The 19,304-nt window shown below is 46.5% G+C and carries 11 protein-coding genes; 5 read left to right on the top strand and 6 right to left on the bottom strand.

Annotated elements, in window-relative coordinates; all coding sequences use genetic code 11:
• Positions 1–7: 7 nt before the first annotated feature.
• From D7V92_RS06095 to D7V92_RS06075, 5 genes are all read right to left on the bottom strand, one after another.
• Entirely contained in the window at positions 8–1,810 is a 1,803-nt protein-coding gene (locus tag D7V92_RS06095; RefSeq protein WP_121772506.1) for a DUF5107 domain-containing protein, read from the bottom strand.
• 23 nt (positions 1,811–1,833) lie between these two features.
• Positions 1,834–3,657: a DUF4091 domain-containing protein gene (locus tag D7V92_RS06090; protein WP_121772505.1), complete on the bottom strand. Its 1,824-nt coding sequence runs from the start codon at positions 3,655–3,657 to the stop codon at positions 1,834–1,836.
• A 146-nt stretch (positions 3,658–3,803) separates the two neighbouring features.
• The gene (locus D7V92_RS06085) at positions 3,804–5,450 is read right to left on the bottom strand and encodes a RagB/SusD family nutrient uptake outer membrane protein (protein WP_044544964.1); all 1,647 of its coding nucleotides are present in this window, start codon (positions 5,448–5,450) and stop codon (positions 3,804–3,806) included.
• Between the two features lie 27 nt (positions 5,451–5,477).
• Positions 5,478–8,885, bottom strand: coding sequence for a TonB-dependent receptor (locus tag D7V92_RS06080; RefSeq protein WP_121772504.1), 3,408 nt, complete (start codon positions 8,883–8,885; stop codon positions 5,478–5,480).
• 190 nt (positions 8,886–9,075) lie between these two features.
• Positions 9,076–10,089 (bottom strand): FecR family protein, encoded by a 1,014-nt coding sequence (locus D7V92_RS06075; protein WP_121772503.1) that lies wholly within the window; start codon positions 10,087–10,089, stop codon positions 9,076–9,078.
• A gap of 110 nt (positions 10,090–10,199) precedes the next feature.
• On the opposite strand from D7V92_RS06075, the gene D7V92_RS06070 reads away from it, so the two are divergent.
• Entirely contained in the window at positions 10,200–10,742 is a 543-nt protein-coding gene (locus tag D7V92_RS06070) for an RNA polymerase sigma-70 factor (protein WP_036610548.1), read from the top strand.
• Between the two features lie 55 nt (positions 10,743–10,797).
• On the opposite strand, the gene D7V92_RS06065 is transcribed toward D7V92_RS06070, so the two are convergent.
• Positions 10,798–11,418 carry an HU family DNA-binding protein gene (locus tag D7V92_RS06065; RefSeq protein WP_005866317.1) on the bottom strand — a complete coding sequence of 207 codons (621 nt, stop codon included), beginning with the start codon at positions 11,416–11,418 and terminating at the stop codon, positions 10,798–10,800.
• Positions 11,419–11,852: 434 nt separating this feature from the next.
• Between D7V92_RS06065 and D7V92_RS06060 the strand changes: the two genes are divergently transcribed.
• The 4 genes from D7V92_RS06060 (at position 11,853) to D7V92_RS06045 (ending at position 19,242) form a co-directional block, all read left to right on the top strand.
• On the top strand, positions 11,853–12,824 hold the full coding sequence (locus D7V92_RS06060; RefSeq protein WP_121772502.1) for a FecR family protein: 972 nt from the start codon (positions 11,853–11,855) through the stop codon (positions 12,822–12,824).
• A gap of 171 nt (positions 12,825–12,995) precedes the next feature.
• The gene (locus D7V92_RS06055) at positions 12,996–16,370 is read left to right on the top strand and encodes a TonB-dependent receptor (protein ID WP_233572803.1); all 3,375 of its coding nucleotides are present in this window, start codon (positions 12,996–12,998) and stop codon (positions 16,368–16,370) included.
• 18 nt (positions 16,371–16,388) lie between these two features.
• Complete coding sequence (locus tag D7V92_RS06050; protein WP_036610559.1) at positions 16,389–17,894, top strand: RagB/SusD family nutrient uptake outer membrane protein; 1,506 nt, start codon at positions 16,389–16,391, stop codon at positions 17,892–17,894.
• A gap of 28 nt (positions 17,895–17,922) precedes the next feature.
• Entirely contained in the window at positions 17,923–19,242 is a 1,320-nt protein-coding gene (locus D7V92_RS06045) for a sulfatase (RefSeq protein ID WP_008774246.1), read from the top strand.
• The last annotated feature ends 62 nt before the right edge of the window (positions 19,243–19,304 follow it).

The raw sequence follows: 19,304 nt of genomic DNA, 5'->3' as shown, positions 1-19,304 counted from the left end.
CCTCCCTTTATTCATATTCCCGATAGGCACCGAACCGGGCTAAGCGATCCTCGCCGAGTTGTTCCGGTACAGGTTGCGGGGAGAGGCCCAAGCCTTCGTTGATCTGTTCCCAAAGTCCCGTACGGGTGTAAGTTTGATGCACTTTCTGGAAATGGGTGGATAGTAATAAATCCTTGGCTTCTTGATATTGCTTCTTATCAATCAGTAGCTGTACCTTTCGCTCGACCACCCATTCATCAGAGGACGCGTTTATCTTATCCAACCATTTTTCCCGTTCCGGTAAAGCCTCTGTTCCAAACTTCTTTAATACTTTATCCCGCTCGATAACCAACTGGGGATGTAGGTTCAACCACGAGGTCTCGGGGATAGCGGCGTAAGTATCTCTCGCCTTTTCCCACGCCTGCCGACGAACATATAGCCTTGCCAATAAAGCTTTCGCCAGATCGATATCCGGAATGGATAGTTGTTCGATCGCCTCCTCTACACGTTCTCTTCCAGCCAACCAAGTCCCATAGTGGAATTGCCAATAATCCCGTTCCGGCCGGGGAGATATTTGGATCGCCCAACGAAAAGCATCGTCCAGATCTTCCATGCCGGATGGAGCCCACTGCCCGTCTTCCGGATAGGGGGCGGCGGGAAGCGTGGACTTATTCTTATAGGCATCGGCTAAGGCGATCCAGATGGAAGATTCATTCTTCCGGGCCCAGTCGAATAGCGGGATGCGATCGATCGGGCGAAGCCTTAATGCCGGAACCTTTAAGGAATAGATATCCAAAGGATGATCTGTCGGTATCCAATATTCTACGTGATTCTTTTTCTCGCCGGGACGCAATTCGAGCTTGATAGATTGGTCGCTGATCGGGCCACCTTGGATTTCTACGTAAGGCTGCCGGTCGGGGGTACTGAGCATGGACCATTCCTTGTCGCCGGCTACGCCATAACTCCATAGCTTGATACCGGGCGTACTGGATTCGTCGGCGATATGATAGAGCCCGCTGCCCAAGGAGGGAGTGTAGGCCCCGAAAGCATTCACGTCTTTCGTTTTCCAGAAGTAGCCGGTCATCTCTTTGATATCCCGTTCATGATGGGTTCCTTCGGTTTTCCAGTCGATCGTGTCCAACGTGGAGGCATGGGATAATACGGTCCCGTTCGGGAAATCGTATTGGGTATCCGGTGCGCAAGGAAGGGCGGCGTTGGACCATGACATCCATGGATAGGCTTGCTTTCCCGGGTTGTAGTAAACAACCCTTTGGGTAAGGCATTCGTCCTTATCTCCTAAGGAATATTCTACAGACCATTGCATACCGTAATGAGATTCCCGTTCTCCGCATGTTACATATGTGCGGTCTCCCGTATGATCGATCTGATAAAGCACCGGCTCATTTTGCGTGGGAGAGTGGGAGATCGGGAAACTGACCTCGATCCCCCCGGCCACGAAATAGAAACGGGGTAATATCCGTGTGTATTTGATTACGTCCGGTCTGTACAAGACCTCCTTGCCGCTCTCCTTGTGAGTGAGGGATATTACTTTCCCGCAAAGATCGGGGCAGATGATAGCCTTGACTTTCTCGTTCTCTAGCGAGATCATCCGGTACCTTTTAGGCACCGGACGATTTGAGGTCTCGCTATAACTCATATAGGGGTATACGCCATTCGGGTCCAAGGCGGTCGGTAGCGGGCCGGCGGGCGTCAATACGTGCGTCAGCTGTATCTGGTCGAACTCCTCGCAAACAACACCTGTTGTCTGCGAGAATGCTGTCCCTACGGCTACGCTTGCCATGAGTGATAGGATTAAACGATATGCTTTCATGTCTTTCCTGCTATATAAGCCCATTATTTCGCCAAAAGATCGGACAGTTGACGGATGATGAGGTTACCCTTACGTACATCCGCCGAGATCTTGTTCTCATCGAACTCTTTCTCTTTCGGGAAGATAGACAAATGTTGGTCTAGCTGCTTCAATAAGCCTTGAGCTTGAGCGTTACCCGATTGGGCGGTCAGTTCCCGTAAGATACGGACCTTCTCGAAATCCACGATACCTTCTCTCATTTTCTCGAAGCGGATGCAACTTTTGCCTCCCGGATATACCATGTAGCAATCGCCTGCTGCCCAAGAGCCATGACGTGCGTCGCGATCGGCATCTTCCGGCCAAGCGTCGTAAGCCCATCGCAAGAAGCCGTCATAACCATACGCCATTACATACCAACTGATCCAACGTCCCTCGATAGGAGGAGAGAACACGAAGTTGTTCGGGATCGGCGGGTTACAGCATACGTATACGGTGGACGTGCGTCCGGTGGCGGCCCGTGCCTTTTGCTCGGCGATGGTAGGTTCCTCTCCGTAAAGGAAAGAATAATCGTCCAGCAGTCCGTCCAATTCCTTATGCCAATTGCCGGCGTAAGTGATCTTCCAGCATTTATCATGGTTGCGCACGACATTGATAGCCGCTAAGGTCTCTTCCATCGGATTCTCGTTGATTCCGATATAGGTGATGTCCAACCAGCTTTTAGCTTCTAGATGGAACTTGAAATCCGTGAGGAAGATATTCCACATCTTCTTGAATTCCTCCGAGCTTGGCGCCCAGTTGATATAAGAATAATCGCCCGTAGCCTCGTCCTTATAGCGGTGACGGAATCCCCAAGGAATCGGGGTATAGAGGGTGATTGCCTCGTCGATGCCACATTCCATCGCTAATTCTACGTACTCGTCGAAGATCTTGTAGTCGAAGGCCCATGTGCCGTCTGCTTTCTTGATCCACTCGATCATACCCCCCTCGATCATATAGGAGTTATCGGACCAAGGAGAATGTACTCCATAAGTCGTGATGTAGGTACCACCCGCATCGGCATAATGCTTCAAATGCTGCTTGAGAAGCATTTTATGTTCTGGTGACCACGGTTCCACGTGATTGTACCATGCCACGGCCCACGGGTTCTGCCATAGGTCCAGACGGTATTTCCAGTCTTTCGGATAGGGGAGCAACTGGTTTTGCACCACGATCTCCAGATTCAATAGTTGAGGAGCCTTGCCTTTCGCCCGTACCTCCACTTTGCCTTTATACGTACCGGGAGCGGTTCCTCTCGGCACATCCACCATCATCCATACCGGACGGGTGGTTTGGGAAGGGAGATCGAAGCGGTCCAGCGTCTCGAAACGGTCTGGCATCAAGAAGCCGGATTTGTAGGGAGATTCCCCGCAGATGGCTTTTTTCTCGGCATACGGATAATTGGACAATACGTAACGCACCAACTCGAAGGTAATCCGATCTTTCGGGATGATGTTTCCCTCGGCGCTCCTCAAGTCCTGCGTAGAGACACGTACTTGTTCCAACGCTTCTGACGACCATACCAATATCAGGGCATTCGCTCTTTCCCCCCTCCAAACGGTCGTAGAGTAGGAAGATGATAAATCGTTGTCATGGTTTACGGGTACTTCCTTCCGGAAATAAAGCCGGTCGGTCGATCCGAAGGCGGAATGGATACCCGCCTGATTGCTCCAAGCGGGTTCATTCACGCAAAAATCAAATGTTAACTCCGGGTCATAGTGGTGACTCCGTACAGGGACAAACGTGGAATCCATCTGCCCCGGATACACTTGGCCTAGACTGATATGAGAATAAATAAAAAAACTAGCTACCGCTAAAAAGTATTTCTTCATGCTATAAAAATTTAAGATAATTCATATTTAAATGGGATTCCCTTCCCGGATAAGTAGGCCCTCCCTTCTCGTATAGGTAGGGCCTACCCTCCCGTATAGGTCGGACCTACCTCCATATATATAGTCGCTTATTCTTGGAAAAACCCTTACCAGCCCGGATTCTGTTCCAAGGTTCCTTTCGACAATTGTACCTGTTGCAAAGGGATCGGGGATAGCCAATGCTTCGGTGTCTGGAACTTGCGGGCGGATGCGGGTTGGGCGATGATAAAGCCATCGCTATCCACCTGTATATCCTGCCCGATCACCAACTCCGGGAATTTCTGTTGATACTCCGTACCCACGAATTTCACGCCACGGATCGCAAGGGGAAGAACCGTTTCCGCCGTGCCCCAACGACGTAGGTCGTCCCGGCGATATCCTTCGAATGCCAGTTCCACGGTTCTCTCACGCCGGATCTCTTCCAGCATATTCAGTCCGTTGGCGGAGACAAAAGCGTTGGTTAGGTGAGGCATATTCGCCCGGTTTCTCAGATCATTGATGGTGATGTCTAACTGATCGTCCGTGATTTGTCCGTTCTTCTCGTATAAAGCCTCGGCGAGGATCAGCAGGACTTCGGCGTAACGAAACTCCTTGAAGTCGTATTCGCCGATGAATTGAGCGGCATCCAATGTCTCATCCAAGAACTTACGGATCATATAGCCTGTGCGTGTAGCGCTATTCCCTACAAATCCCGGATAGGTAGGTGTCCAGAGACCTCCCTCGAAAAAGACCTCGCTACCGGGAACGATAAACGTCTGCTCCATACGGGAGTCCCGGTTCTCGAATTCACTCGTCTGGTATTGGAATCCCTTAAATAAAGGGGATTTGTCGATGGGCAGACCATCGTTACATAAATACATATCCGCAAGGTTTTTTGTAGGAACCATGGCACCGAACCAAAGTTCCCGTGTCCAGTTATGGGTCACTCTCAATTTATAATAACGCCTTGCCAATAAGACCTCCTTGCTATCATCCCCCTCTAAGATATGTAGATATTTATAGCTTTCCTTCCCTTTATCCCGGAACAAGGCGTATTCCTTGGAATCCACTAAGGCTTGGGCGGCATCGATGGCCGATTGGATATACATATCGGCGTTGGAGCCTTGATGGTATTTCTCCCAAGTTCCCTCGTACAAGGATACGCGGGCTTTTAACGCTAAGGCGGCCCCTTGCGTGGTACGGCCCAATTCCTCGGTAGTCAACTGGCTTTGCTTGGGAAGCAAAGGAATCGCCTTATCGAGATCGTCGATGATAAAATCAATGATCTCCTGCTGGGAGGAGCGAGGCGTGTAAAGCTGTTCCGAGGAGGTATTCAAGGGAATCTCTATCTTGGGAACCCCTCCGTAGAACTTGACCAGTTTCCAGTAGTTGTAGGCCCGGAAGAAATGGGCCTCGGCTTTCCAGCGTCCGATCTCGTCGTCGGTCAATCCAGACTCCTCCGCTTTCTTGAGCAGATAGGAAGTGGATTGGATGAATTTCCAAGGCTCATCCCAATCATCCGAATTGACCGGTGCTAAATAAGAACCATCGCTTACGTCGTCCGCCCCCGAACCGAAAGCGATATCCGAGTTCTTATCTATATATTGGGAGGCCTCCATCAGGCTGAAGTAGAAATCATTGGCGGCCAACTCGAAATCGGAAGGCTTTTGCCAAAATACGGCGTCGGACACTTGATCCATAGGTGTCATATCCAAGTCGCAACTAGATAGCCCGAGTGTGGCTGATAGCGCTATAATTATATTAAATCGTCTCATACTGCTAATTTGTTTTTTCGTGGAACCTTAGAAAGTTAAGTCAATACCGAAAGAATAATAACGTTGGAACGGATAATTGAATCCGGCTTTGTCCGACTCGGGGTCCCATCCTCCTTTTACGTTATGTATCTCGAATAGATCCTGTCCGCTTACGTAAAAGCGTGTCCGTTCGATGCCTAGTTTCTGTAACGCGCCTTTGGGGAGCGTGTAGCCTATCTGGATATTCTTTAGGCGAATGTAGGCGGCGTTGATCTTTTGCAGGGTGGATGCCTGATAATTCCAATGCCGGATTTCTCCATGCGTCAAGCGGGGATAATAGGCGTCCGGGCGATCCTCGTTCCATGTCTGGCCGTAGTAGAACTGGGGCGGGTATCTCCACCAGTCGCTCCAAGGCATGGCGAAGTCTCCTTCACGGAACAAGGTGCGCTTGGCAACTCCTTGGAAGAATACGCTGATATCGAAGTTGTTCCATTTAGCGCCCAGATTCAATCCGAAGGAATAGCGGGGAGTGGTGGAGCCAACGTATTCGGCGTCGCCGTCATCCCCATCTTTATCACCGTAGGTGGAGATCTTACCGTCGCCGTTCAAATCCTTGAACTTCGCGTCTCCGATGCCGATATTGGAAGGTACGCCCTCTAGTTTCTTATAAGCGTCGAGATCCGCTTGGTCCTTGATCACGCCATCGTATACGTAAGCGAAATAGGAATTCATGGGATAACCTTCCCGGGTCTCGTTCAATCCTAGTTTATAGGTATCGGCACCTCCGTATTCAACTAATTTGTTCACGGCGTCGGTCAACTGGAATTGGGCAGAGTATTCAACGTTGCCGATCTTGTCGGTCCAGTTCAATGTCAACTCGAAACCGTTCGTGCGTAATTTACCCGAGTTCGAATAGGGTGCCTCCGCACCTAACATGCTGGGATAAGTTACCGGAATTAACATATTATTATTCATCTTCACGAAATAATCAAACGAGAAGCCGAGGCGGGAATCAAGGAAAGCGGCATCGACACCCACGTTGACATTCTCCAGAATTTCCCATGTCCGGTCTACCCCGGCCAATACGTCTAAGCCCATGGCTTGGCTTTGGGAACCGTTTCCGAACGGATAGATTAATTTAGTTCCCCAGCCATCGTCCCTAAACTTTAGCAACTGGATATAGTCATACAGGCGGATACCTTCTTGGTTTCCGGTCTGTCCGTATGATGCTCTTAACTTCAGCTCATTGAATACCTTGGAGTTTTTCAAGAAGTTTTCTTGCGAGATACGCCAGCTGGCGGAGACTCCGGGAAACATCCTCCACCGGTTGCCGGGGGCGAAACGGGAACTACCGTCATAACGGAAGTTTGTCTCCAGAATGTACTTGTTCTTAAAGCTGTAGCCTAGGCGGGCGAAGGTAGAGCCGGTAGCCCAATGCTCGGCTTTGGCGTCGTTCTTCATATTTCCCGTGCCTCCGAGGTTAAGCTCCCACAGCTCATCCGAGATGAAGTTATCACGGCGTGCCATGAACATGCGGACTTCCTCCGTCTCGTAGGCCATACCTAACATGGCGTCCAGATGGTGGTCCGGGCCGAAGTTCTTATCGTAATTCAAGTAGGCCGTGTAATTTTGGTAAACGGTCTCTTCTGTCGTGCGATCCACGGCAGACTGCTCCGGACTTCCCGCTCCGGTGTAGTAGGTGATATTATTGTCCCATGTATAAAGAGGGATCGCTTTCGCTATGTCCTCATTGTTTTTGTTCTTATAATTAACACCGGCTTGGGCGGTTAAGGTCAGTCCGTCGATAATGTTGGCGATTAACCTGAAATTACCATTCATCTCCCGGGTCTTGAACGTGGCGGTCTCGCTCTCTTTGGCCAACGCTACGGCATTGCTCCAGCCTCCTTGGGTGAAGAAGTTACCTTCGGCATTATAGACCGGGTGGTTAGGCATATCCAGAATCGCCTCACCGATTACCCACGCTCCGTTGCTGCCTACATCGGTACGTCTATTATTGTCCAAGGCTACTTTGGTTTCCAGCTTTAACCAATCCGTGATCCTATAATCGTAGTTCATACGTAGATTATACTTGGTGTTATTGTCGTCGGCATATTTTACGACTCCGAATTGCTTGCTATAACCGGCGGATAAATAATAATTGGATTTCTCGCCGCCACCGGAGATAGTGAGATTGTGCTTATGCTGAACGCCGTTGTTCAACAACTCGTCCATCCAGTCCGTGTTCGTAAAGAACAATTTCCATCCTCCATACAACGGGTGATCGATCGGATTCGGGTCGTTGGACAAGATCCTATCCAGAAGCTCTTGCGTATACATAGGGGCGGAGCCGTTATGGATATTGGCCTCGTTGTCCATGATCGCCATCTCATAATTGGTTGGCGCTTTCATCATACCGGTCATCTTGGAGATCGACAAGTTTCCATTGTAAGTGATCTTAGGTGCGCCGGTCGCTCCCTTCTTGGTCGTAATCAAGACAACGCCGCCTGCGGCCCGTGCTCCGTAAATAGAGGCAGAGGCATCTTTTAAGACGGAGATGGCATCGATATCCTGCGGATTGATCATATTGATATCACCGGGAATACCATCTACTAAAACCAGCGGGGCACTGTCTCCGTTAGCGGATGAGACTCCACGTATGTTCATCTTAAAGTCCTCGTTACCCGGCTGGCCGGAGCTTCGTTGGATAACCATCCCCGGTATTTCTCCCTGCAAGGCGGATAGCACGTTGGTCACGGGCTTAGATTCGATAACCTCGGAGGTGACTTTCGAGATCGCTCCGGAAAGATTGCTTCGTTTCTGTGTTCCGTAACCGATCACGACTACCTCATCAAGCTTCTGGGTGTCTTCCTTTAGCTGGATATTGAGGGTTTTGTTGTTGCCTACGGCCACTTCTTCCGATAAATAGCCGATGTAAGATATGAGCAGGATCGATTTACCGTTCGCCTCGATGCTATACTCACCGTTCAGGTCGGTAACTGTCCCTTTGGACGTACCTTTTACCACGACGTTCGCCCCGATGATCGGTTCGCCCCGTTCATCTGTAATGATACCGGTCACTTTCCGGTCTTGCGTCACTGGAACGGAGGCGTTGCCCGCGTTTCCGAGACTGACGGCTATCGTGTTATTCTCTCGCTTAAAATAAAGATTGGCTTGCCGGGTGATCTCGTTCAATACGCTGTTGATGGGAGCGTTCTTGAACTTTAGGTTAACTTGTACGTTCCGGTTCGCGATGGCTTCTCCATAGAAAAACTTTAATCCTGTCTGCTTCGACAAATCATCGAAGACTTTTTGTATGGGTTGGTTTTTTACTTGAATCGTTATTCTTTCTTTTTGATTTTCTTGGGCTTGCAGAGGCTTAGGGGAGCTTAACGCTAAAAAAACTAAAATAATAGAACAACACATCCAATTATACCTAGTAATAGTTGGAAAGTTCATAATTTTGTATGTTTAAAGGTTGTTTTTATACACTTTTAAAAACAGTCCGATTTCTGTAATCTCCAAGGGGGTCCAATCCAAGGGTGTACATATCGGGAAAGATAAAGGGAGATCGAAGGTCAGAGGTCGGTTTCCCTTTTTTATGTGGCTATGCTTAGGTCGTATCTTTCATGACAAATCGATTTTAAGGTTAATAACTCGTTTTGTATAACACGATCCGGTTTCTTTCCGTCCGGTATCGGATGCCGGTTGAATATTGAATCGCGTTCAGTACGGCTTCCAGACTTTTATTGTCGTGCTCGCCATAGATGTAATCGTCGAATACGCTATTCGGATCGAGTACGATCGCTTGATTATACATCCGTTCCAGATCATGTACAACGCTACTAATAGGTGTCCGGTTAAAATAAAGGCCGCCTTGCAACCATGCCGTTACTTTTTGGACGTCCTCGTTCTTTTTAAGGATCTCTCCATTTGCGTTATTCACGATTACTTGCTCGTTCGGTAATAGGCGCATTACGCTTTCGGGCATATCCACCTCAACTTTTCCGGTCCGAACGCTGACGGCCATCAACTCATCCTCTTGATAGGCTTTTACGTTGAAAGAGGTTCCGAGTACTTTTACGTCGGCTTGTCGGGTACGGACGATGAAGGGCTTGCCCTCGTCTCTCATGACATTGAAAAAAGCTTCTCCTTCCATTTCTACCAAACGGATGTCAGAGGTAAATTCCGTTGGGTATCGCATGACGGTACCGGCGTTTAGATGAACGACCGTGCCATCGGGAAGGGTGACTTGCTTATGTTCGCCATGATTGACGCTTATTTCCGTTAGGAGATGGTCGCTGGCAGATGTATGCTGCTTCGCTGAATGATTTAGGTATAGTTTCGCTCCGAATCCGATGGAAACGATAATCGCTATGCTCGCCGCATACTTGATGAAAGTGGATAGGGAGATTCTTCTTTCTCTTTTACGTGTCTTATCCAACAGGTCTTGCGCCTCCTTCTTATAAAGCAGATGATTATGGGAATCGGATTGAGGTAAGTCCTGCGCTTCGCTCCAGACCCGGTCCATTTCGCTTTCTAATTCTGCTCGCTCCGTTATGGATGAGGCTAACTTCCGCAAGGTCTCTATATCGTTCCGTGTATAGAGTCCATTTACGTATCGGATTAATAAATCGCTTATATGTTTGTTTTCTTCTTCCATTATTTCTCGTGCTATATTAATAGTACAAAGAAGTCCGGGAGAACTGGGATATCATTAACTTTTATTAGTATATGATTTTATTATCTTCGCGAAACGATATGTGATGCTAAATGAAAGAGAGACAAATTATAAAGTCGTTGAAAGAAGGAGATAGGGAGGCTTTTTCGATGTTGTATAAACAATATTGGGAAAAGGTTTATCATTTCTGCGGGCTTTATTTGAATAATCGGGATGTGGCCGAGGATGTGGTACAAGAGGTGTTTATCAAGGTCTGGGAGTCGAGGGAATTCATCCGGGAGGATGATAACTTCAAGGGGCTTCTGTTTGTCATCAGCCGTAACTTGATCTTTAATCAGCACCGGAAGAACGTGAACGAGGACTTTTATAAAATGACGGTCTTGTCCGCTATGGAGACCTCCTACGACTTAGAGGAAGAGATCACCGCCTATAACTTGGGGGAGTATATCGATCATTTGATAGAGGAATTGCCGGAAAGACGCCGGGTTATCTTTAATCTAAGCCGGAAGGAGCATAAAAGCTATAAAGAGATAGCCTTCCAACTCAATATTTCGGAGAAGACCGTTGAGAACCAGATCAGCGAAGCCTTGAAGTTCTTGAAGAAAAATATCATGTTACTTATCTGGTTTATCTAGCGCTTTCCTAGGTCACGTATTTATAGAGTCCGGAAGTGCCACTGCGTCTTAAGTTTTAGTTTTGCTCGTCTTCTTTTTCAGGCAGCACATAAATCCGGTGTGTTCGATATCCTACGCTGGCTATTACGTTATCCTTGATAAATTGCTTGATATCCTCGCTCGCACGGTAGCGGGTACAATTGTTCAAGCCGGCGTAATCGGTGAGATTTATATATGAGTTTCTTTCTAGATAAGATAACATCTTAGCCTTCCTTCCCTCGATTCCCGTTTTGGGCAGATTTTCCCGTTTAACCAAGATGGGGGCGTTCTTTTTTACCATCTCCTTCAGTCGGGGAGAGCAGCGGAAGTTAACGCCGTGTATGCTAGCGCTTGATTTAGTATTTCCTTTCTGGTCCGTTACTTCTTTGCTTTTTACCGATGGCGAGAAATGTCCCAATCCTTCCAGTTCCACGCTGTACCCATAGGATAATTCCCTGCCGATATAGGAAGTAAGCGCCTCCAATACACCTTTTATGTCGGCGGAGGTGACGGATGAGCATTCGGAAATATACTCACATATATCGTTCATGCGTTTGGTATCTCTGGTGATGACTCGTGCGCAGGATGTTGGCCCGCGTTGTTCATTGCCCGGTGTATTATAAATACTGACTTGGATGCCACTTCTTGGTTTACCCATGATTTTCTCGTTATTTAAATGGATAATGTATAGGATGCCTCGGATATTTAACGTTTATCTCTTTGGCGTTTCTATTTGATGAAATCGGTTGCCGACGCCCTCGGCAATGCTGCTGACGCTGTCGGAAATATTGCTGACGGCGTCGGAAATACTGCCGACACCGTCGGCAACCAATTTCATTGAATACAAAGGACGGAAATATAAGGATGGAAAGCAAGGAAGATACTGATAAAATACAATTTCGTAAAGATAATTTTAAAGAGTACCTATAAGTAATAGACATTTAATTGTACTTGAGGCTTTAGGCATGATTATTTTTCAATCGTATTTGGGTATCTTATCTGAATTTGATTAACCTAAGCGAATTTTTTTATCTTCCAATAGGGGGGAGGGAGTCGTGGCGTGTATTTATAAATAGAACAAGAATAATAAACATGAGCGAAGATACGAGAACGATATTGAAGAAGTTGATGCGAGATGCTCTGGATGAGAAAGATCGGCAACGTTTGCTGTGTGACCCCAAAGTGGAAGAGCGTATGCGTTCCCAATGGGACGAGGTTGCGGATCGCGTGAATCCCGTGGTGGGGAATCGCATGTGGGAACGAATCATAGCCCGGACAATGGCGACAAACGGTGTCCGTAAACTCTGGGTCTATAAGATTACGGCGATAGCCGCCTCCATATTGCTACTTTTAGGTGTAGGAAGCGTAGTTTATTGGTCTCATACGAAAGAAGATCAATATATATATGTAATGGCCTCCGGTGTCCGTTGCATAGAGCCGGTTTCCTTATCGGACGGTACGACCGTGAGAATGGGGCCGAATAGCCAGTTGATTTACCCAAAGAGTTTCGATGGCAAGACCCGTGATGTGGAATTAAAAGGGCAAGCCTTCTTCGACGTAGCGAAAGATCGGGAAAGACCATTTACCGTGCATACCAAGAACATGGATGTAACGGCCTTGGGCACGGCCTTCGAGGTTTTCAACTATGATTCCGAGAGCAAGTTGGAGACGATCCTGTTAAACGGTAAGGTGAAGATTGGCTTGGGAGGTCCCAATGTGAAGAACAGGCGTGAGGTGATATTGAACCCGAACGAGATGTTGGTTTTCGACAAACAAGCGAATACCGTTAGAGTTAAGACGGTTAATGCCGAGGAGTATTCGGGTTGGCGTAACGGTGTCCTCAGTTTTGAGAACGAACGCTTGAGTATGATCCTTACCCGTCTGGAGCCTTGGTACGGGCGGGAGATAAAGTGTCCGAAGGAGATAGCGGAGAAATATCGGTTTACGTTTAAGGTACGGGATGAGTCCTTGGAGCGAATCCTGTTTATGCTGAGCAATACGTCGCCCATTAAATACAGAGAGAAAGACAATGAATATGAACTATATATAAAGGGAGATAAATGAGTGTCTAACGTTAAATTCTAAGAGATATGCTTGTTAACAGTTCTTGAGTCTAATAAAAAAACAGGAGGAAAACTAGGTTTCTCCTCCTGATCAAATGTTCTTGACGGCAGGCGTTAGGAGTTGAGAGGCCGACACACCTGCTAATTTATTCATCAGAAACATTACAAAGTTATGAAAAAAATCAGAAAAGTAAACCGAGTCATGAAGATAAGTGCGTTGTTATCCTTGGCTTTCGCATGCACTGTATCCGCTTCTACCTATGGACAGAATTATAAGCTTTCCATGAATAAACAGGATTGCAGTATATCGGAAGTGCTAAAAGAAATAGAGAAAAATAGTGAGTACACGTTCTTCTTGAATGATAATCAAGTAAATGTAAATAGGAAAACGAGTGTAAAAGCAAATAATGCTTCGTTAGAGGAGGTCTTAGAGCAAGCCTTGAAAAATACGGGATACCAATATGAGATTGTAGACCGGCAGATTATAATTAAGTCAAAGAGTGTTTCAAGTGTCTCACATCCGAATGCCTTATTCCAGTCTTCGCCACGAAAGATTACCGGGCAAGTAAAAGATGCCTTGGGAGAACCCATTATCGGGGCGAATGTTGTCGTTAAAGGCACTACGAACGGAACGATTACGGATATTGATGGAAACTTCAGTCTGGAAGTACCGGACAATGCGATCTTGGTAGTTTCTTTTATTGGTTATACGGATCGTACGGTCGAGATTGGTAATTCTTCGAAAGTAATGGTCAGCCTGTCCGAGGATACCCAGAAGTTGGATGAGGTTGTGGTCGTAGGTTACGGAACGCAAAAGAAAGTGAATTTAACAGGAGCGATCTCCTCTTTGGATGCGGAGACGTTGGAGAATCGCCCGATCACCAACTCAACCCAAGCGTTGCAAGGTACGCAAGGTGTTTACGTAAATCAAGCGGGTGCTCAGCCGGGAGCGGACGGGGCGACGATTCGTATTCGTGGTCAGGGAACCTTGAACGATAATAACCCATTGATTTTGGTGGATGGTATCGAGTTCCCGTTGGAAGCGGTAAATCCGAATGATATTGAGAGTATTTCCGTATTGAAAGATGCGGCTTCTTCCGCTATCTACGGTTCTCGTGCGGCGAATGGCGTTGTCTTGGTAAAGACAAAGGGGGGAAAGAAAGGTAAGTTTACCGTCGATTATAATAACTATTTCGGAGTGCAGCAGGCTACCTATCTGCCTAACTTCGTATATGATCCGGTCGTGTTTATGGAAATGAGAAACCAAGCGCAACGGAACGAAGGTAAACTAACGGTGGATTATTCTGACGCGTTAATCGAGGAGTACAAACAAGGCATGTTAACAGACCCGATTATGTATCCGCAGAATAATTGGTTGGATATCATGTATAATAATGCCTTTATTATGGAGCATAACATGCGTTTCTCCGGAGGTGATGATAAATATACGTATTCCGTATCTTTAGGCTATGGTGATCAAAATGGAGTATTGCGTGGAACGGATTCCAATAAATATACCTTAGCTGTGAATACGACTGCTCAGGTAAATAGCCGTTTGAAGATCGGCGCTAATATCAATGCGCATTATCAGATCTATAATGAGCCGGTAGCGGGTGTGGCAAACTTAGTGGAGATGACTTATAAAGCGCAGGCTTTCCACCCGACTTATACGGCCGATGGTCGCTATGCGGATACCTTTATCCGTACTCCTGGGCATAATATCTATCGCCATCCGTTGGCGTTGGCCGATGAGGGCGAGAACAAGCATAAGTCCTTGCGTATGTTGGCGAATTTGTCTGCGGAATATAAGCTTCCGTTTGATATCGTTTATAACCTGAATGTCGGTTTAAACAAATATGATTATCTGCAATCTCGTTTTGCGCCTGATGTATACGAATATCAGTTGAAGACCAATGAGGAGAAACGAGTGGTTTATGACGGTCAGAATACACGCCATGCCTATAAAGGTGATAAGAATGACTTGGCAGTTACAGTATTCAATACTTTATCTTGGGGCAAGAAGTTCAATGATGCCCATGACGTAAAAGTATTGGCTGGCTATAGTTTTGAGAGCGATGATAAGACTGAGTTTTCCGCTAAGGTAGAAGGTTTCTTAGGGAACGAGTTGCACGAATTAAACGCAGGTTCTAGTAATCCGAGTGTAGCGGGTACTTCCTCGAGATCAGTCTTGATGTCTTACTTTGGTAGGGTGAATTATGGTTATAAGGATCGTTATTTATTTGAGGGTAACTTTCGTTATGATGGTTCGTCTCGTTTTGCCAAAGGAAATCGTTGGGGTATTTTCCCATCATTCTCTGCCGGATGGCGTTTGAGCGAGGAAGAGTTTATGAAAGATATTCCTTGGATCTACAATCTGAAATTGAGAGCTTCTTGGGGACAATTGGGTAACGAGCGTATCGATTTGTTCCGTTACGTGGACCTAATGAACTTGAAGGTGATAAAAAATGATGGTTCAATTACGGATTATAACTACCCGTTGAATGGAGCGATGCAATCCGGAGCGGCTATTACCGCCTATAACGATCCGAACATCACATGGGAGACAACGACCATGACGAATGTCGGTATTGACGCTAGCTTGTTAAACGGAAACTTAGATTTCTCTTTCGAGTTCTTTGATAAACGTACTTCCGACATCTTGCGAAAGGTTACTTTGCCGGATCAAGTAGGTGGTCTGGATGGCCCGATCCGTAATATCGGCGAGGTGAGCAATAAAGGTTTCGAGTTGAATATGGGGTATCGGAACAATATCGGGGACTTCCGTTACGAGGTAAATGGAAATATGACCTTTATCAAGAATAAGATCGTTAGCTTGAAGGGGCAAACAATCATTGATGGAATGTTTATCTTGGAAGAAGGAAAGCCTATCGATTCTTATTATATGCTTCATGCTATCGGTATTTTCCAATCTGAGGAGGAAATCAAGAATAGTCCGTATCAAACCGCGGCTACTAAACCGGGATATCTGAAGTTTGAGGATACGAATGGCGATGGGAAAATTACCGAAGATGACCGCCAGATACGTGGTGGTGTGATTCCAAAGATAACTTATGGATTCAATATCAACTTAGGATATAAGGATTGGGATCTGAGCGCATTCTTCCAAGGTGTAACTGATGTCTATACATATGGAGACCGCATTGGTGCTACTCCTTTATGGTTTGGCTGTGGTTTGCCGGAACAATGGTTGACGGATGCTTGGACTCCCGAGCGGGGAACCAGCGCTACATTGCCTATCTTGACTACGTATGAAGGATGCTTGAACGAGAATTTCCGTACAAATGATTTCTGGTTGAGAAATGCCTCTTATTTACGTTTGAAGAACTTGCAACTTTCTTATAACGTACCGGCCTCTTTCTTGAAAAGCGGTGTGGTTAAGAGATTAAAGGTCTTTGTCAATGCGCAAAACTTATTCACGTTCTCTCCGATGAAGGATTTTGATCCGGAGAAGAACTTGAAGGGAAGCAACTGGTATGCCTATCCGTCTGTACGGACTTATACGGCAGGTGTTAATGTCACATTTTAAATAATAAGGAATAATAATATGAGACGTAAAATATATAAGATGATATGTGTCGCTGTCGCTTGTATGAGTTTAATCGCTTGCGATAGCTGGTTGGATGTAGATCCTTCCGATCAATATTCCACGGAAACATTCTGGAAGACAAAAGAGCATGCGAGCGCCGGTATAATGGGATGTTACAACGCATTGAAACCTTGGCGTTCATTGCATACGATGGAATTCGATATGTTGACAGCGAATGCGATGCCTTATAACGAGGCGAATGGTACGCAAGCGATTGGAAAGGGTGAACATTTGTCTACTACGGCTCTAATCGGAAGTTTATGGAAGAACTGTTACGTTGGTATTGGCCGTACGAATACTTTCATCGCTAATGTCGGAGGTGTCGATATGGATGAGTCGGAGAAGGCGAAGATGGTGGGTGAAGCCAAGTTCTTACGAGCTTTCTATTATTTAAGTCTGGTCGATAAATTCGGAGGTGTACCGCTGATTATAGATGCTCCCAATGCGGATGAGCAAGCCGAATTACCTCGCAATTCCAAGGAAGAGGTAGTGAATCAGATTGTCAAGGATTTGGAGGAGGCCGCTGCCGTGCTACCGGACACCTATGCTAGCTCAGACTTGGGACGTGCGACAAAAGGTGCCGCATTAGCGTTAAAAGCCCGTACTTTATTATATAATTCTCGTTGGGCGGAGGCGGCCCAAGCTGCTAAGCAGGTAATGGAGTCTGGCGTTTATCAATTATTCAATGATTATCGTCATTTCTTTAGCGAAGATAATAAATATAATTGTGAGGTAATCTTTGATATAGAAGCGAAATTGCCGGAGTATCCAACGGATTATGATCAGAATATCTGGCGCTTGAATCGTCCGGCTCCCTTGAAGGAACTGGTTGATACATATCTCTGTATTGACGGGAAGACGATAGAAGAGTCACCGCTTTATGATCCGACTCGTCCGTATGAGAACAGAGATCCTCGTTTATTGAAATCGATCGTTTGCATCGGTTATCCGTATTTAGGAAAGACGATCACAAAAGAAGATGTGGCGACTACGGGTTTCGGTGTGAAGAAATACACTTCTTATGAGGATGATGTAACGATTCCTTTAGTAGAACGTTCGGCTTTCAATTTCATTTTAATTCGTTATGCGGAAGTTCTGTTGACGTATGCCGAGGCGCAGAATGAGGCGAGTGGTCCTGATCAGTCAGTTTATGATGCCATCAACCAATTGCGTAGGCGTCCGGATATCAATATGCCGGAAGTACCAAAAGGTTTGACGAAAGATCAGATGCGTGAGGTAATCCGCCGTGAACGCCGTATCGAGTTGACCTTTGAAGGACTCTACTATTCGGATATCTTGCGTTGGAAAACCGCCGAGAAAGAGAATAATGGTATGATGCATAATTATGATGGAATAGAAGTCGTGAAACGTTCTTTTAATCCGAAACGAGATTATTTATGGCCGATCCCTTATAATCAAACAGTCTTGAATCCAAATTTGGAGCAAAATCCGAACTGGGACTAAGGCGAGGCATCGTATTTGAAAATAAATCATGAATATAAAACAACTCATTTTAACTACCAGCGGGCTTCTGCTCGCTGGTATCGTTGAGGCTCAGTCGGCTCATCCGAACGTGATCTTGATCTATACGGACGATCATGGATCACTGGACGTGAACTGCTTTGGGGCGAAAGATTTATGTACTCCCCATATGGATGCCTTGGCAAATCAAGGCGTTCGCTTTACCCAGTTTTATGGGGCGGCGGTTAGCTCGGTGTCGAGGGCTTCCTTATTGACGGGACAATTCGCCAAACGTGCGGGACTTACAGTGAATGCGGGAGGGAATAGTTTCTTACCGGTAGAGAAAGAGACTATAGCCGAGCGAATGAAATCGAATGGCTACCGTACCGCCTTGATCGGAAAGTGGCATTTGGGCGACCGTATAGAACAGGGGCCGAACGCACAGGGTTTCGATTACTTTTGGGGAATACGAGGAGGATGTGTGGATAATTATTCCCATTTCTATTATTGGGGTGGCCCGAATCGGCATGATTTGTGGCAGAATGAGAGGGAGATCTATTCTCCGGGCAACTTTTTCGCCGCAGAGAACCTGAAAGAGATCAAGAAATTCGCTACGGAAGATAAAGAGAAACCGTTCTTTATCTATTGGGCGGTAAATATCCCTCATTACCCATTGCAGCCCAGCGAGAAATGGTTGGATTATTATGCGGACCTACCTAATCCCAGAAGAATGTATGCGGCGTTTGTCTCTACTTTCGATGATTATTTAGGGGAGTTACGTACCTTCTTGGCTGCCGAGGGGTTGGCTGATAATACCATCTTGATCTTCCAATCGGATAACGGGCATAGCATGGAGGAACGTACTTTTAGAGGAGGAGGCTATAGCGGTCCTTACCGGGCCGGAAAATTCTCTTTGTTTGAGGGAGGTATCCGGGTTCCGGCTATCATCTGCTGGCCCAAGGAGCTGCCACAAGGTGAGGTACGTGATCAGGTTGCGATGAATATCGATTGGTTTCCTACCTTGGTCGAATTATGCGGTCTTTCAGCGGAAGGGATGGATGTGGATGGAAAGAGCTTACTCCCACTTATCAAAGACAGTTCCAAACCTTCTCCTCATAAGGCACTTCATTTTGATTTTGGGAAGCAATGGGCTGTCCGTTGCGGGGAATGGAAATTAATAGCGAATCCCCATGACGTGACTCCGGAGGGAGAGAAGGTCCTTAATGAGTTGTTCCTTTCCAACTTAGAAAAGGATAACACGGAACATATGAATTTCAAAGATCAATATCCCGAGAAAGTAAAGGAGTTGCAAGCGATGAGAGATGCTTTTGAGCGTTCTTTAGAAAAGTGATAATCCTAGGACTATTCTTGCTTTAAAAAATGTAAAAAGAAAGAACGTCTGATTATGTATGT

Source organism: Parabacteroides sp. CH2-D42-20 (genome assembly GCF_003670185.1).
Taxonomy (GTDB): Bacteria; Bacteroidota; Bacteroidia; order Bacteroidales; family Tannerellaceae; genus Parabacteroides; species Parabacteroides distasonis.
This window is presented reverse-complemented; position numbering and strand designations above follow the sequence as displayed.

What these genes read in the sequence shown, in the direction of transcription:
- D7V92_RS06095 (WP_121772506.1), bottom strand. Translation starts at nt 1,810, where the DNA reads ATGAAAGCATATCGTTTAATCCTATCACTCATGGCAAGCGTAGCCGTA.
- D7V92_RS06090 (WP_121772505.1), bottom strand. Translation starts at nt 3,657, where the DNA reads ATGAAGAAATACTTTTTAGCGGTAGCTAGTTTTTTTATTTATTCTCAT.
- D7V92_RS06085 (WP_044544964.1), bottom strand. Translation starts at nt 5,450, where the DNA reads ATGAGACGATTTAATATAATTATAGCGCTATCAGCCACACTCGGGCTA.
- D7V92_RS06080 (WP_121772504.1), bottom strand. Translation starts at nt 8,885, where the DNA reads ATGAACTTTCCAACTATTACTAGGTATAATTGGATGTGTTGTTCTATT.
- D7V92_RS06075 (WP_121772503.1), bottom strand. Translation starts at nt 10,089, where the DNA reads ATGGAAGAAGAAAACAAACATATAAGCGATTTATTAATCCGATACGTA.
- D7V92_RS06070 (WP_036610548.1), top strand. Translation starts at nt 10,200, where the DNA reads ATGAAAGAGAGACAAATTATAAAGTCGTTGAAAGAAGGAGATAGGGAG.
- D7V92_RS06065 (WP_005866317.1), bottom strand. Translation starts at nt 11,418, where the DNA reads ATGGGTAAACCAAGAAGTGGCATCCAAGTCAGTATTTATAATACACCG.
- D7V92_RS06060 (WP_121772502.1), top strand. Translation starts at nt 11,853, where the DNA reads ATGAGCGAAGATACGAGAACGATATTGAAGAAGTTGATGCGAGATGCT.
- D7V92_RS06055 (WP_233572803.1), top strand. Translation starts at nt 12,996, where the DNA reads ATGAAAAAAATCAGAAAAGTAAACCGAGTCATGAAGATAAGTGCGTTG.
- D7V92_RS06050 (WP_036610559.1), top strand. Translation starts at nt 16,389, where the DNA reads ATGAGACGTAAAATATATAAGATGATATGTGTCGCTGTCGCTTGTATG.
- D7V92_RS06045 (WP_008774246.1), top strand. Translation starts at nt 17,923, where the DNA reads ATGAATATAAAACAACTCATTTTAACTACCAGCGGGCTTCTGCTCGCT.